The organism is Synechococcus sp. L2F (assembly GCF_024345695.1).
Taxonomy (GTDB): domain Bacteria; phylum Cyanobacteriota; class Cyanobacteriia; order PCC-6307; family Cyanobiaceae; genus MW101C3.
The window spans coordinates 20,508-33,085 of sequence record NZ_JAGQBP010000002.1 but is presented as its reverse complement, the minus strand read 5'-3'; the positions used below and the strand labels follow the sequence as shown (position 1 = coordinate 33,085).

Sequence of the window (12,578 nt, the reverse complement as noted above, 5' to 3'; positions counted from 1 at the left end):
GTCATGCAGCTCCAGCGGGTCTGGCTGATTGTTCGTGCCCACAGCCAGGCCGCCCAGCGTAAGGCCCGCATCTGCGCGGAGGATCTGCGCAACCAGGGCGTGCATGTGGCCGTGGCCGTCAGTGGTCTCGCCTCCAACCCCTTTCCGGGGCTCCTGGCCAGCGAACCGCTCCTGCCCGATCTCACCGTCGTTCTTGGCGGCGACGGCACGGTGCTGGGGGCGGCCCGCCATCTGGCGCCCCTGCAGGTGCCGATCCTGAGCTTCAACATCGGCGGCCACCTTGGCTTCCTCACCCACGAGCGCAAGCGGCTCGTGCTCAGCTCAGGCTCCAGTGAGGACAACCTCTGGCAGCGGCTGCGCGATGACCGCTTCGCCCTGGAGCGGCGCATGATGCTGGAGGGCCGGGTGGTGCGCAGTGACGGCAGCGTGGATGGCGAGCCGATCCACCGCGCCCTCAACGACTTCTACTTCCGCCCCAGCCTTGATGAGGTGTCGCCCACCTGTGTGCTGGAGCTGGAGATCGACGGCGAAGTGGTGGACCAGTTCCGCGGGGACGGCCTGATCATCGCCACCCCCACCGGCTCCACCGGCTACTCGATGGCGGCGGGCGGTCCGATCCTCCATCCCGGCATCGACGCGATCGTGGTCAACCCGATCTGCCCGATGAGCCTCTCCAGTCGGCCGATCGTGGTGCCACCCCGGGCGATGCTGGCGGTGTGGCCACTGGGGGAAACCAGTCGCCGGGTGAAGCTCTGGAAAGACGGCGCCCATGCCACCGTGCTCGAACCGGGTGACCGCTGCGTGGTGCAGCGCTCCAGCCACGACGCACTGATGGTGGTGCTCGATCAGAGCCCCTCCTACTACCGCACCCTCAGCCACAAGCTGCACTGGGCCGGCGACCTCACCGCTGCGGAGCCGTCGCCGAACTAGGCCGTCGCCCAACGGGTCTGTTGCGGCCCATGCTGGAGGGGTTAGCCCCGGAGAACGGCGTTGGCCCTGGAGATCGAGCGGCGCTTCCTGGTGCATGGCGACGGCTGGCGGCCGCAGGTGCGCTGGAGCCGCCCGCTGCGGCAGGGCTACCTCACGCGCGACGCCGCTGGTGTCACCGTGCGGGTGCGCCTCGGGGAAGACACCGCCACCGACCAGGCCCGGCTCACGATCAAGGCGGCCGCCGCCGGCATCGCCCGCCACGAGTTCGAGTATCCGATTCCCGCCACCGATGGGGAGGCGTTGCTGAATCTGGCGGCCCACCGCCTCGGCAAGACCCGCTATGGCCTCGATCTGCCGGGCGGCGACTGGGTACTCGATGTGTTCGAGGCCCCGAATGCGCCGTTGGTGCTGGCGGAAGTGGAGCTGGAGCGGGCCGATCAGCCCCTGGTGGTGCCGCCCTGGTGCGCCTTGGAGGTCACCGGCCGCCTGGAGCTCAGCAATGCCTCCCTGTCGATCACGCCGCTGTCGCAGTGGCCTGAGGACGAGCGCCGGGCCGTACTGGCGGCGATGGGCCTCAGAGCCCCGGCGACGGGGCCGGCAGATTGCAGCAGTTGAAGCCATCCCGGCAGATCTTGCCGTTGTCCATCGCCCAGTTCAGCAGCGCCACCCGGTTCTTCGCGCCGGTTTTGGTGAAGATGTTGCTGACGTGATTGTCGACGGTGCGTTTGCTGATCATCAGCTGCTCGCCGATTTCCTGATTGGTGAGGCCGGTGGCCACCAGGCTGATGATCTCCAGCTCCCGTTCGGATAAGCCGGTTCGCGGCGCGCTGAGGTCGTCTCGAACGGACATCAACGCACTCCGCCTGACTGGACGCATCCTAGACAGCCCCTCCAACACCTCCCCACGGACGCCCACCGCCACGGTCAGGCCGCACTCGAGCCAGCCGGGGTGCTGCCGGCTGGGTGGCCTGGATGGTGCCGCTCTTCACGCATGATGGGCGCTGGTTGTTTCCCGGTTGTCGTGCTGCTGCAGCGGGCCATCGCGCGTGGAGCGTTCGCGGTCACGGCGGAAGTGATGCCGCCCAGGGGCGGTGATCCGAGCCGCACCCTGGCGATGGCCAGGCTGCTGAAGGGGCGGGTGCACGCGGTCAATGTCACCGACGGGAGCCGTGCGGTGATGCGCATGAGCAGCCTGGCCCTCTGCCGCCTGCTGCTCGACGCAGGGCTCGAGCCGGTGCTGCAGCTGGCCTGCCGGGATCGCAATCGCATTGCCCTGCAGGCAGAGCTGCTGGGCGCTCATGCGCTGGGAATCCGCAACCTGCTCTGCCTCACGGGCGACCCGGTGCGGGCCGGCGATCAGCCGAACGCCCGGCCGGTGAACGAGTTGGAGGCGGTGCGGCTGTTGCAGCAGGTGAGCGATTTCAATGCCGGCCGTGATCCGCTGGGAGGCTCGCTCCCTGATGGCCCTACCGCCTTGTTCGCCGGCGCCGCCGCCGATCCCCAGTCCCCCAGCTGGAGCGGCCTGCGCCGCCGCCTCAGCCGCAAGCAGGCTGCTGGCGCCAAGTTCCTCCAGACCCAGATGGTCATGGAGGCGAGCGTGTTGCGCCGCTTCTGCGAGGAGATCGCCGCGCCGCTGGGCCTCCCGGTGCTGGCGGGGGTGTTTCTGCTCAAATCCGCCCGCAACGCCGAATTCATCAACCGTGTGGTGCCCGGCGCCTCCATTCCCCAGCACGTGATCGAGCGTCTTGCGGCAGCGGCAGATCCGGCCAGTGAGGGGATCAGGATCGCAGCGGAGCAGGTTACGAGTTTCCGTGAGATCGCCCAGGGCGTGCACCTGATGGCTGTGAAGGCCGAAGAGCGGATCCCCAACATCCTCAGCCTCGCCGGCATCGAGGCGATCGATCCGCTCACGGCATGCCCATCCGCCTGACACTGGGGCAGGCCCAGCCAGAGTTGTTCAGCCGCCGCGCTGGCTGGCGGTGAGATCGTTGCCCAGCAGATCGGCGAGGGCCTTTTGCTCGGGGGAGGGTAGAGCCACATCCTGGCGGCGTACATCGGTGATCAGCCAGTCGAGGGCGGCCTCTTGGAGGTCGAAATGGTCACCATTGCTATCCACGCAATAACGGCCAAACACCAACTTCTCGGTGAGCCTGACTCCGGCCCCGATGCGGGAGTAATCGAAGATGATCGAGTTGTCGATCGTGGCGCCTTCGCAGATGTGGCAGCTGGGGCCGATCATGGCTGGGCCGATGATCGTGACCCCCGGTTCGATCCTGCTCATGCCGCCCACGTAAACGGGCCCCTGCACGTTGATCTTGTCCCAGTCGGCCGCTACGTTCAGGCCTGTGAACACGCCGGGCCGCACCTCGCGGCCAGGGATCGAAACCTTGCGAACCTTCCCCAGCAGCACGCTCCGGATCGCCTGCCAGTAATCCGGCACCTTGCCGATGTCCACCCACTCGAAATCCATGGGCAGCGCGTAGAAAGGTGCCCCTGCCGCCACCAGACGGGGAAACAGATCAGCGCCGATGTCGAAGGGCACGCCGGCGGGAACGTGGTCGAGCACCTGGGGCTCGAAGATATAAATGCCGGTATTGATCATGTCGCTGGCGGCCTCTTCCACCGAGGGCTTCTCCTGAAAGGAGAGCACTCGAGAGTTGTCGTCAGTGACCACGACACCGTAGCTGCTGACCTGATCTTTCGGCACCCGCTTGGTGATCAGGCTGGCGACCGCTCCTTTCTTCTTGTGCCGCCGCACCGCTTCGGTAAGGTCGAGGTCGATCAGGGCATCGCCGCAGAGCACCACGAAGGTGTCGTCGAAAAAGGTCTGAAAGGTCTGAATCTTCTTGATGCCGCCTGCAGAACCCATGGCTTCGCCAATCAGTTCGCCGTCGTCCTGAATGTGGCCTTCGAAGCTGTAGGCGATCTCCACGCCGAAGCGCTGCCCATCACGGAAATAGTTCTCGATCTCTGCCGCCAGGTGCGACACATTGACCATGATCTCGTTGAATCCATGCTCCCGGAGCAACTCCAGCAGGAATTCCATCACCGGCTTCTGCAGGATCGGAATCATCGGCTTGGGAATCGTGTGGGTGATGGGCCTCACCCGTGTTCCCTTGCCGGCTGCGAGGATCATCGCCTTCATGGGCGCCTTACTGCTCGGTTGGTTCTGCATGCACCCTAATTAAGGGCGTCAGGCTGCCAGTGCCGGCCTAGCCGGCAAGGGAGCTGGCACGGCCGGCCAGGAGCCTGTGGCGGTTGCGGCAGCGCTCTGACTGGGAAGCGGAAGCGTGCATTCGGCCTCGCGTGCGCGGCGCAGGTGCAGCGGCCCGAACAGGCCCCCTTCCTGCCGCAGATCGATGCGTCCCTGTGAACAGAGGAACAACAGCGCCCAGAACACCCCCACCCGGTCGTGATCAAGATCGGGGGGCGCTGCGTCTTTCCAGGCCTCCACCAGCGCATCGAAGTTCACCCACTCCAGGGCCTCTGGCCACTGCTGCAGGAAGAAGCTCAGGGCGGCAGTGGTTTCAGGCAGTTTCTCCCGGTGGGCCAGGGCGCTCACCTGCTCGATCGCGTCGCGTTCGCTGTAGGGGCGGCTGCGCGGCTTGTGGCGCCGCTGGCCGCTATCGCTCTCCAGCCGCTCGGCGATGTCTTCCAGCTGGCGGATCAACTCGCCGAGGCTCACGGGCCGCTGCAGCGGCGGCGGTGCCACGGGCCTGCGCCAGAGTTGTCGCTCCGGCCGATGGGGCAGCTGGATTCCCAGCGACCAGCTGTCCTCGCCCGGATCCTCGCTCTCGCAAGGATCGGCGACCAGGGCAATGGGCGGAAAGGTCTGGCGTTCCAGCACTTCGGCCTTGAGGCCCACCAGCACTGATGCCGCCAGAAATGCCTCGCTGGTGGCGGCGAGATCCTGCTCATAGCTGCCGCCCTGGCCGGAGCTGAGGGCCACCAGGCGTGGCACCTCGATGCGCTGACGCAGCTGATCGAGGAAACCGTCCACCACGGCGATCACATCGACATCCCAGGGGTCGAGGTCACCGCGCTCGGCGGCCTCCTGCAGCAGGCGGATCGCCAGCCTGGCGCCTGCGTTCGGCACAGTTCTCCCCGATCTGCCGGAAACGTACCCGGTCTGAGGCGACTCAGCCAGCGGCATCCGCTGCCGCGGAACCCCCTGAACTTTCTCCGGCGGCCGGCAACAGGGCCAGCTGGGCGTCCACGGTGGCGCGGTAACGCTGCAGGTCGTCTTCCAGCTCGCGGATGCGCACCTGCTGGGCGTCAATTTCGCTGCGGTCCTGCATCAATTCCACTTTCTTCACCACGCCGATCCACACGGCGAACACCCAGGCGGCGGTGGCGCCGATGCCACCCACCACCAGCAGCAAGGCCGCCAGCGGCAGGGTGACCGCCGCTCCCGGCAGGAAGCGCACGGTGGTGGGATCGGTGTTCTCCAGCGTGAACATCACCGTGGCGAGGCCGAAACTGAAGATCAGCAGGAAATTCAGCTGTCGCATGGCGGGTGGTGGGTCGAGGCTCTGAATCGGGGGCGCATGGCTGGCAGGCCGGTGGCAGCCTCAGCGGAGCGATCCCGTCGACCAGTTTGCGGCACCTGAGCGGAATTGGGCGCAAGCCGTCGCACAGTGCTGGTGATGGTGCTGGGCAGCCGGCAGGATCTCGATTCGCTCAGCCCAGGGCGGGCGCGTGCAGCAGGGGCGGCGCCAAGGCCAGCTGCTTGCCCACCGCCCCCCGGATCAGCCCCTTGGGCGTGGGGCCCACCACCTTGGTGAGGGCAACGTCCTCACGGGCCACGAGCGCTTCGATCGAGGCGCGGTAGCTGTCGGTGACGAGGCGAGGGTAAAGACCGATGCCGATGATCGGCACCAGCAGGCAGGAGATCACGTAGATCTCGCGCGGTTCGGCATCCACCAGGCGGGTGTGGGCCGCCAGCTCCACGTTCTCCTTGCCGAAGAAGATCTCGCGCAGCATCGAGAGCAGGTACACCGGAGTGAGGATCACCCCCACGGCCGCCAGGGCTGCCATCACGATGCGGAAGCTGAGCGCATAGGCCTCACTGTTCACGAAGCCCACGAACACCATCAGTTCCGACACGAAGCCACTCATGCCAGGCAGGGCCAGGGACGCGAGCGAGCAGATCGTCCAGAGGGCGAACATCTTGCGCATCTTCTGGCCCACGCCGCCCATCTCATCGAGCTGAAGCGTGTGGGTGCGGTCGTAGGTGGCGCCCACCAGGAAGAAGAGGCTGGCACCGATCAGGCCGTGGCTCACCATCTGCAGCATGGCGCCGCTGGTGCCGAGGGCACTGAAGCTGCCGATGCCGATCAGCACGAAGCCCATGTGGCTGATCGAGCTGTAGGCGATCTTGCGCTTGAGGTTGCGCTGCGCGAAGGAGGTGAGTGCCGCATAAATGATGTTCACCACCCCCAGCACCACCAGCAGCGGCGCGAACTGGGCGTGGGCCTCGGGCAGCAGCTGAACGTTGAAGCGCAGCAGGGCGTAGCCGCCCATCTTCAGCAGAATGCCGGCCAGCAGCATGTGCACCGGTGCTGTGGCCTCGCCGTGGGCGTCTGGCAGCCAGGTGTGCAGCGGCACGATCGGCAGCTTGACCCCGAAGGCGATCAGCAGGCCCGCGTAGGCCAGCATCTGGAAGCGGGTGCCGAACTCCTTCGCCGCGAGAGTGGTGAATTCGAAGCTGGGCGTGCCGCCGCCATAAAAGCCCATGGCCAGGGCGGCCAGCAGGATGAACACCGAGCCGCCAGCGGTGTAGAGGATGAACTTGGTGGCGGCGTACTGGCGCTTCTTGGCGCCCCAGATCGCCAGCAGCAGATACACCGGCAGCAGCTCCAGCTCCCAGGCCAGGAAGAACAGGAGCATGTCCTGCACAGCAAACACGGCGATCTGGCCGCCATCCATGGCCAGGATCAGGAAGTAGAAGAGTCGCGGCTTGAAGGTGACCGGCCAGGCGGCCAGCACCGCCAGCGCGGTGATGAAGCTGGTGAGCAGGATCAGCGGCATCGACAGCCCGTCGGCGCCCACCGACCAGGCCAGCCCCAGATCAGGCAGCCATTCCACCCGTTCCACCAGCTGGAGCCCCGCCACCGAGGGGTCGTAGCCGTTCAGGTAGGCCCCGGCGGTGACCAGAAAGGTGAGCAGGGCAACGCCGAGGGCGTACCAGCGGATGGTCTTGCCGTCGCCTGGGTCGGGGATGAAGGGGATCAGCAGCGCGGCTCCGATCGGCATCAGGATCGAAACGCTCAGCCAGGGGAAGGCCCCGGTGGAGGCTGTGCCCAGGGCCGCAAGGGCCTCCGGAGCAACGGCAGGGTCAAGCGGCACTGGCCAGGGAATTCAGTTCTGGACGGAGTGTAGAAATGCTCAACTGCCCAGTACCGCCCAGATATGGGATGACACACAGAGCCCGCGCCGAGGCGCGCACGGAGCGGACTCAGAAGCTGCTGAACAGCAGCACCAGGGCGATCACGCCGCCGAACACGATCAGCGCATAGAACTGGGCGCGGCCGGTTTCGAAGTACTTGAGTCCTTCGCCGCTGCCCAGGGTCAGCAGGCCGGTGAGGTTCACCACCCCGTCCACCACCTTGGCGTCCACCTCCAGCACCTGACGCGCCAGCTTGCGGCTGCCTTTCACGAACAGGCGGTCGTTGATCGCATCCAGGTACCACTTGTTGGCCAGGAAGGCATTGATGGTGGGGAAGCGGGCGGCCACGGCGGTGGCCAGATCCAGCTTGTGCAGGGCGTAGGCCAGCACCGCGATGGTGATGCCGATCACGGAGATCGTCACCGAAGCGCCGGCCAGCGGCAGGAACTCGCCCCAGCTGAAGTGTTCGGCCATCTCGGCGGCCTCGCCGGGGTTGAGCAGGGCGGCGAAGCGGCTGTTCCAGGGCGTGCCGAGCAGGCCGATCAGCACCGAGGGAACGGCCAGCACCGCCAGTGGTGCGGCCATCTGCCAGCCCGATTCGTGCGGGTGGGAGGCGTGGGAGCCATGGCCCTCCTCATGGCTTTCCGGAGCCTTGCCGGCAGCCTGGAGCAGGGCACTGCGGACGCTGAGGTCACCGCCGCGGAAGCTGCCCTCGAAGGTGAGGAAGTAGAGCCGGAACATGTAGAAGGCGGTCATGCCGGCAGTCAGGAAGCCCACCGCCCAGAGCAGCGGGAAGGCGTTGAAGGCCTGGCCGAGGATTTCATCCTTGCTCCAGAAGCCCGCCAGCGGCGGAATGCCGCTGATCGCCACGCAGCCGATCAGAAAGGTGGTGGAGGTGACCGGCATGAAGCGGCGCAGCCCTCCCATCAGGCGCATGTCCTGGGCAAGCACCGGCTCATGGCCCACCACCTCTTCCATGGCATGGATCACCGAGCCGGAGCAGAGGAAGAGCATGGCCTTGAAGAAGGCGTGGGTGACGAGGTGGAACATGCCCGCCTCGGGAGCGCCGCAACCCATCGCCAGCATCATGTAACCCAGCTGTGACACGGTGCTGTAGGCCAGGCCCTTCTTGAGATCCATCTGGGTGAGGGCGATCGAGGCCCCCAGGAAGCAGGTGATCGTGCCGATCACGGCGATCACGGCCTGCACCAGCGGGAAGGGTTCGTAGACCGGCTGCAGCCTGGCCACCAGGAACACGCCGGCGGCCACCATCGTGGCGGCGTGGATCAGGGCGGAGATCGGGGTGGGACCCTCCATCGCATCGGGCAGCCACACGTGCAGGGGGAACTGGGCCGACTTGGCCATCGGGCCCATGAACACCAGCAGGCACAGCAGCACCGCCACGCCGTTGGAGAGCGAGCCTTCAGCCACGGCGGCGGAGAGGCCGGCGCCGATCTCCTCGAAGCCGAAACTGCCGGTGGCCCAGAACAGGCCGAGGATGCCGAGCAGCAGGCCGAAGTCGCCGACGCGGTTCACGATGAAGGCCTTCTGGGCGGCATGGGCGGCACCCTCGCGGTCGTACCAGAAGCCCACCAGCAGGTAGGAGCACATGCCCACCAGCTCCCAGAACACGTAGATCTCAAGCAGGTTGGGGCTGATCACCAGCCCCAGCATCGAGCTGCTGAACAGGGCGAGATAGGTGAAGAAGCGCACATAGCCCTTGTCGTGGGCCATGTAGCCATCGGAATACACCATCACCAGCAAGGCGATGGTGGTCACCAGCGACAGCATCACGGCGCCGAGGGCATCAACACGGAACCCCATCTGCAGGTTGAAGGTGCCGGCGCTGGCCCAGTTGAAGAGCACTTCGGTGGCTGGCGCTCCGGCCAGCTGCTCCGCCAGCACGGCGTAACTCAGCACGGCTGCCGCCCCGATCAGGGTGATGAGCAGCAGGGCAACGGGCTTGCGCAGCCGGTTGACGGTGCGGTTGAAGCTGATCAGCCCGAGACCGGTGAGCGCCGCCCCCGCCAAGGGCAGAACGGGAATCAACCAGGCGATTTCAGCGGCCGATGTCATCCAGCTCCAGTTAGCGGCCCCGCGAGTGTAGGCAGCTTCCTGGGCACGGCCGGCCTGTGTGTGGGTGTGCGATCAGCCCAACGTCCGTCCCAGGGGTCCGCTCAGAAAGGCGCTGGCCGCAGGCCCGATGTAGCGATGGCTCCACCAGAACAGGCCGATGGCGATGGCGATCCCCAGCTGGGAAGGCCGCAGGAATTCTGTGAGTTGCAGCGTCTGGCGTCCGTCGATCACCGCCAGGAACGGCACCACGGAGGTGCGCGCCTTGAGCTGCTCGAAGGCCTCGCCGAAGCGCGCCCGCAGGCGTCGGTCGCCGTGCCAGACGGCAAACAGGTGGTGGGCGATCAATCCGGCGCAGGTGACCACCATGAAGCTGCTGCCGATCCAGAGCAGGTGGGTGGCGCACCAGAGGATCTGACCGACGGCCTGGGGGTGGCGGCTGATGCGGATGATCCCGGTTTCGTAGAGGCGCACCTGGGGCTGCAGCAGCGCGGGAATCTCCAGCAGGTTGTAGGTGGCGGGATACAGAAAGAAGAAGCTGATCGCTGTTCCGACCCAGATCACAGGGATGAGTCCGGGGGTGCCCTGCAGGGTCCAGAGCCGCACCCCGTCATAGCGATGGGCGAGGAAGTACCCCACCACCACCACAGCGGCCGGAATGCTCACAGCCGCGAACAGCAGGCGCCAGGCCCGGGCCCCGATGCGCTGCTCCCCCCACACGCGCAGGGCGGCCCCGCCGCTGTGCAGCACCGCAAAGGCCACCAGCAGGGCAACCATCACCAGGCTGGTGTGGTGGAGCGGGGAAAGCACGGGGCAGAAGCTGCAGCGGCGATTCTGCTTCGTCCGCCGCGGCATGGCGTGGAGGGTGGCCCGGGCTTTGCTCCTAAAGTTCTCCGTTCATGCCGGCGTCCAGCCCCGGGGTCGTTCCATGGCTGATCTGCCGTTCACCCTCGATCAGCTGCGCATCCTGCGGGCCATCGCCAGCGAAGGCAGCTTCAAGAAGGCTGCCGACAGCCTTTACGTCACCCAGCCGGCGGTGAGCCTGCAGATCCAGAACCTGGAGAAGCAGCTCGATGTGTCGCTCTTCGACCGGGGCGGCCGCAAGGCCCAGCTCACCGAGGCGGGTCATCTCCTGCTCAGCTACTGCGACCGCATCCTGGGCCAGTGCCAGGAGGCCTGCCGCGCCCTCGACGACCTGCACAACCTCAAGGGTGGTTCCCTGATCGTGGGCGCCAGCCAGACCACCGGCACCTACCTGATGCCGCGCATGATCGGCCTGTTCCGGCAGAAGTATCCCGACGTGTCGGTGCAGCTGCAGGTGCACAGCACCCGGCGCACCAGTTGGAGCGTGGCCAACGGCCAGGTGGATCTGGCGATCATCGGCGGTGAGTTGCCCGGCGAACTCAACGACCTGCTCCAGGTGATTCCTTACGCCAGCGATGAACTGGCCCTGGTGCTGCCGGTGAACCATCCCCTCGCCCGCCTGCCGGAACTCCACAAGGACGACCTCTACCGGCTCAGCTTCGTCTGCCTTGATGCCCAGTCCACCACCCGCAAGATGGTGGACCAGCTGCTGGCCCGCTCCGGCCTGGAAGTGCAGCGTCTCAAGATCGAGATGGAGCTCAATTCCTTCGAGGCGATCAAGAACGCCGTGCAGTCGGGATTGGGTGCCGCCTTCCTGCCGGTGGTGTCGATCGAGCGGGAACTGGCGACCGGATCCCTGCACCGTCCCAACGTGACCGACCTGCTGGTGCGCCGCCAGCTGAAGCTGATCACCCATCCGGCCCGCTACTGCTCCAGGGCTTCGGAAGCCTTCCGCCGCGAGGTGCTGCCGGTGTTCGCCAGCCCCGACAGCCCCTTGCGCCAGACCCCCCGCACCACCCCCCCGGCCGAAGCCGCCACCACGGTGCTTCAGCCCGCCCCTTGAGCCCCCTGCACGAGCCCGGAGGCTCCTGCAGGCGGGGGCTCGGGATCAAACTCAGAACTGGTCGCCTTCCGGGGTGATGCCCACGGCGTCGTCGGCAGCGCCGGCAATGCCCCGGGTCTGAAACTTGTTGCCGCTGATGTCTGTCTGGTAGACGCAGCGGACGATCGGCTTGTCGCGGATCGAGCCGATGTAGGCGAAGGTGTTCATGCGCTGCTTGCACTGGCGCATCTGCTCGGAGGTGACGGCGCCCTCCTTCTGCAGCACGCTCCAGTTCTCGCGGCGGATCACACAGCCCGGCTGCAGCGTCGGCTGGGTCACGAAGCTGCTGCTTGGGTTCATGGTGGTGTAGAGCTCCACGTCCATCACGAAGGCGCTCGCCCCCCACTGCTTGCAGAACTCGGGGTCGGGCACGGCCAGGTCGAGTTGCTGGCTGCTGGCGATGTTCCCCTGGTTGCCCACGGTGTTGCTGGAGAGCGCCGTGCCGATGCCGATGCCCACCACGAGCACCCCGGCCAGCACCGCGATCGTGGCCACGTTGAACACGAAGGGGCCGCCTCCGGGCTTGCCACCACCCCCACCCGGTGTGGCACCACCGCCACCGCCGCCACCCCCGTTGCGGGTGGGGCGGGCGGCGCGGGAGCGGTCGCCGGGATCCCGCTCATCGGCGGCGTCGTAACGGGCGGCGTCGTAGCGGGAGCCGCGGCGGTCGTAGGCGTAGTCGGAGCTGGCGTAGTCCGACCCGGCGTAATCGGCGCTGGAGCGGCCGCGGCTGCCTCTGCCATCGCCTCTGGAGAAGGCGCTGCCATCACGGGAGCGGGTCATGTGGAAGCGGCACTGCGGGGCAGGCCCATGGAGTAGTTGAGAACCCGCGCGTCCGGGTTGTAGCGGAGTTCGCCCGCCTGCAGCAGCTGGCGGATCGTGCCCTCCAGCTCCGAACCGATGCGGCGCAGGTTGTATTCGGTGAGCTCGGCGCCGGCGAAACCGGCCACCAGATCACGGAAACGCTGCTGCACCTTCTGCAGCACGCCGGCGTCCCAGAGGAACTCGTTGTCCGGGTCGAGGTCGAGGGTCAGCTGGTGCGGGTCGGGGACCAGTTCACCCCCCTCGAGCCGTGCCGTGAACAGCCGCACATGACGGGTGGTGGACTTGAGCAGCAGGTCGTCGGCCATGGAACGGAGGCGAACGGACGGAGATGGGCCACCGCAACTCTAGGAACCGCCGGTGCGGGCAGGGCCACGGCAGCCAGGCGCCCGACGTTGG

The 12,578-nt window shown here is 66.9% G+C and carries 13 protein-coding genes; 4 read left to right on the top strand and 9 right to left on the bottom strand.

Features of this window, described 5'->3' with window-relative positions; genetic code table 11:
* Positions 1 to 3 precede the first annotated feature (3 nt).
* Complete coding sequence (locus KBZ19_RS05135) at positions 4 to 930, top strand: NAD(+) kinase (protein WP_094511669.1); 927 nt, start codon at positions 4 to 6, stop codon at positions 928 to 930.
* 60 nt (positions 931 to 990) lie between these two features.
* Positions 991 to 1,545 carry a CYTH domain-containing protein gene (locus tag KBZ19_RS05130; RefSeq protein ID WP_255100079.1) on the top strand — a complete coding sequence of 185 codons (555 nt, stop codon included), beginning with the start codon at positions 991 to 993 and terminating at the stop codon, positions 1,543 to 1,545.
* On the opposite strand, the gene KBZ19_RS05125 is transcribed toward KBZ19_RS05130, so the two are convergent.
* Positions 1,505 to 1,780, bottom strand: a complete 276-nt coding sequence (locus KBZ19_RS05125) for a response regulator transcription factor (RefSeq protein WP_094512353.1) — start codon at positions 1,778 to 1,780, stop codon at positions 1,505 to 1,507. The genes KBZ19_RS05130 and KBZ19_RS05125 overlap by 41 nt on opposite strands.
* 141 nt (positions 1,781 to 1,921) lie before the next feature.
* On the opposite strand from KBZ19_RS05125, the gene KBZ19_RS05120 reads away from it, so the two are divergent.
* Positions 1,922 to 2,860: a methylenetetrahydrofolate reductase gene (locus KBZ19_RS05120; RefSeq protein ID WP_255100078.1), complete on the top strand. Its 939-nt coding sequence runs from the start codon at positions 1,922 to 1,924 to the stop codon at positions 2,858 to 2,860.
* Between the two features lie 27 nt (positions 2,861 to 2,887).
* On the opposite strand, the gene KBZ19_RS05115 is transcribed toward KBZ19_RS05120, so the two are convergent.
* The 6 genes from KBZ19_RS05115 to KBZ19_RS05090 form a co-directional block, all read right to left on the bottom strand.
* Positions 2,888 to 4,075 carry an NDP-sugar synthase gene (locus KBZ19_RS05115; protein WP_094511658.1) on the bottom strand — a complete coding sequence of 396 codons (1,188 nt, stop codon included), beginning with the start codon at positions 4,073 to 4,075 and terminating at the stop codon, positions 2,888 to 2,890.
* Positions 4,076 to 4,123: 48 nt separating this feature from the next.
* Positions 4,124 to 5,026: a segregation/condensation protein A gene (locus KBZ19_RS05110; protein WP_255100077.1), complete on the bottom strand. Its 903-nt coding sequence runs from the start codon at positions 5,024 to 5,026 to the stop codon at positions 4,124 to 4,126.
* Between the two features lie 43 nt (positions 5,027 to 5,069).
* Positions 5,070 to 5,441, bottom strand: a complete 372-nt coding sequence (locus KBZ19_RS05105) for a lipopolysaccharide assembly protein LapA domain-containing protein (protein ID WP_094511648.1) — start codon at positions 5,439 to 5,441, stop codon at positions 5,070 to 5,072.
* 169 nt (positions 5,442 to 5,610) lie between these two features.
* Positions 5,611 to 7,185, bottom strand: a complete 1,575-nt coding sequence (locus KBZ19_RS05100; RefSeq protein ID WP_233132916.1) for an NAD(P)H-quinone oxidoreductase subunit 4 — start codon at positions 7,183 to 7,185, stop codon at positions 5,611 to 5,613.
* Positions 7,186 to 7,387: 202 nt separating this feature from the next.
* Positions 7,388 to 9,394 (bottom strand): NAD(P)H-quinone oxidoreductase subunit 5, encoded by a 2,007-nt coding sequence (locus KBZ19_RS05095; RefSeq protein ID WP_094511643.1) that lies wholly within the window; start codon positions 9,392 to 9,394, stop codon positions 7,388 to 7,390.
* A gap of 72 nt (positions 9,395 to 9,466) precedes the next feature.
* Positions 9,467 to 10,246 carry an NnrU family protein gene (locus KBZ19_RS05090; RefSeq protein ID WP_399220101.1) on the bottom strand — a complete coding sequence of 260 codons (780 nt, stop codon included), beginning with the start codon at positions 10,244 to 10,246 and terminating at the stop codon, positions 9,467 to 9,469.
* Between the two features lie 73 nt (positions 10,247 to 10,319).
* Here KBZ19_RS05090 and KBZ19_RS05085 point away from each other — a divergent pair, with 73 nt between their 5' ends.
* Positions 10,320 to 11,318, top strand: a complete 999-nt coding sequence (locus tag KBZ19_RS05085; RefSeq protein WP_255100076.1) for a LysR family transcriptional regulator — start codon at positions 10,320 to 10,322, stop codon at positions 11,316 to 11,318.
* 51 nt (positions 11,319 to 11,369) lie between these two features.
* On the opposite strand, the gene KBZ19_RS05080 is transcribed toward KBZ19_RS05085, so the two are convergent.
* A complete protein-coding gene (locus tag KBZ19_RS05080) occupies positions 11,370 to 12,140 on the bottom strand; it encodes a DUF3172 domain-containing protein (protein WP_255100075.1) in 771 nt (256 codons plus the stop codon).
* Positions 12,137 to 12,487, bottom strand: a complete 351-nt coding sequence (locus tag KBZ19_RS05075; RefSeq protein ID WP_094511629.1) for an NAD(P)H-quinone oxidoreductase subunit M — start codon at positions 12,485 to 12,487, stop codon at positions 12,137 to 12,139. The genes KBZ19_RS05080 and KBZ19_RS05075 overlap by 4 nt, the downstream gene beginning before the upstream one ends.
* Positions 12,488 to 12,578 lie beyond the last annotated feature (91 nt).

Coding starts and splice junctions, on each gene's coding strand:
- KBZ19_RS05135 (WP_094511669.1), top strand. CDS start 4: ATGCAGCTCCAGCGGGTCTGGCTGATTGTTCGTGCCCACAGCCAGGCC.
- KBZ19_RS05125 (WP_094512353.1), bottom strand. CDS start 1,780: ATGTCCGTTCGAGACGACCTCAGCGCGCCGCGAACCGGCTTATCCGAA.
- KBZ19_RS05120 (WP_255100078.1), top strand. CDS start 1,922: ATGATGGGCGCTGGTTGTTTCCCGGTTGTCGTGCTGCTGCAGCGGGCC.
- KBZ19_RS05115 (WP_094511658.1), bottom strand. CDS start 4,075: ATGAAGGCGATGATCCTCGCAGCCGGCAAGGGAACACGGGTGAGGCCC.
- KBZ19_RS05105 (WP_094511648.1), bottom strand. CDS start 5,441: ATGCGACAGCTGAATTTCCTGCTGATCTTCAGTTTCGGCCTCGCCACG.
- KBZ19_RS05100 (WP_233132916.1), bottom strand. CDS start 7,185: ATGCCGATCGGAGCCGCGCTGCTGATCCCCTTCATCCCCGACCCAGGC.
- KBZ19_RS05095 (WP_094511643.1), bottom strand. CDS start 9,394: ATGACATCGGCCGCTGAAATCGCCTGGTTGATTCCCGTTCTGCCCTTG.
- KBZ19_RS05090 (WP_399220101.1), bottom strand. CDS start 10,246: ATGCCGCGGCGGACGAAGCAGAATCGCCGCTGCAGCTTCTGCCCCGTG.
- KBZ19_RS05085 (WP_255100076.1), top strand. CDS start 10,320: ATGGCTGATCTGCCGTTCACCCTCGATCAGCTGCGCATCCTGCGGGCC.
- KBZ19_RS05080 (WP_255100075.1), bottom strand. CDS start 12,140: ATGACCCGCTCCCGTGATGGCAGCGCCTTCTCCAGAGGCGATGGCAGA.
- KBZ19_RS05075 (WP_094511629.1), bottom strand. CDS start 12,487: ATGGCCGACGACCTGCTGCTCAAGTCCACCACCCGTCATGTGCGGCTG.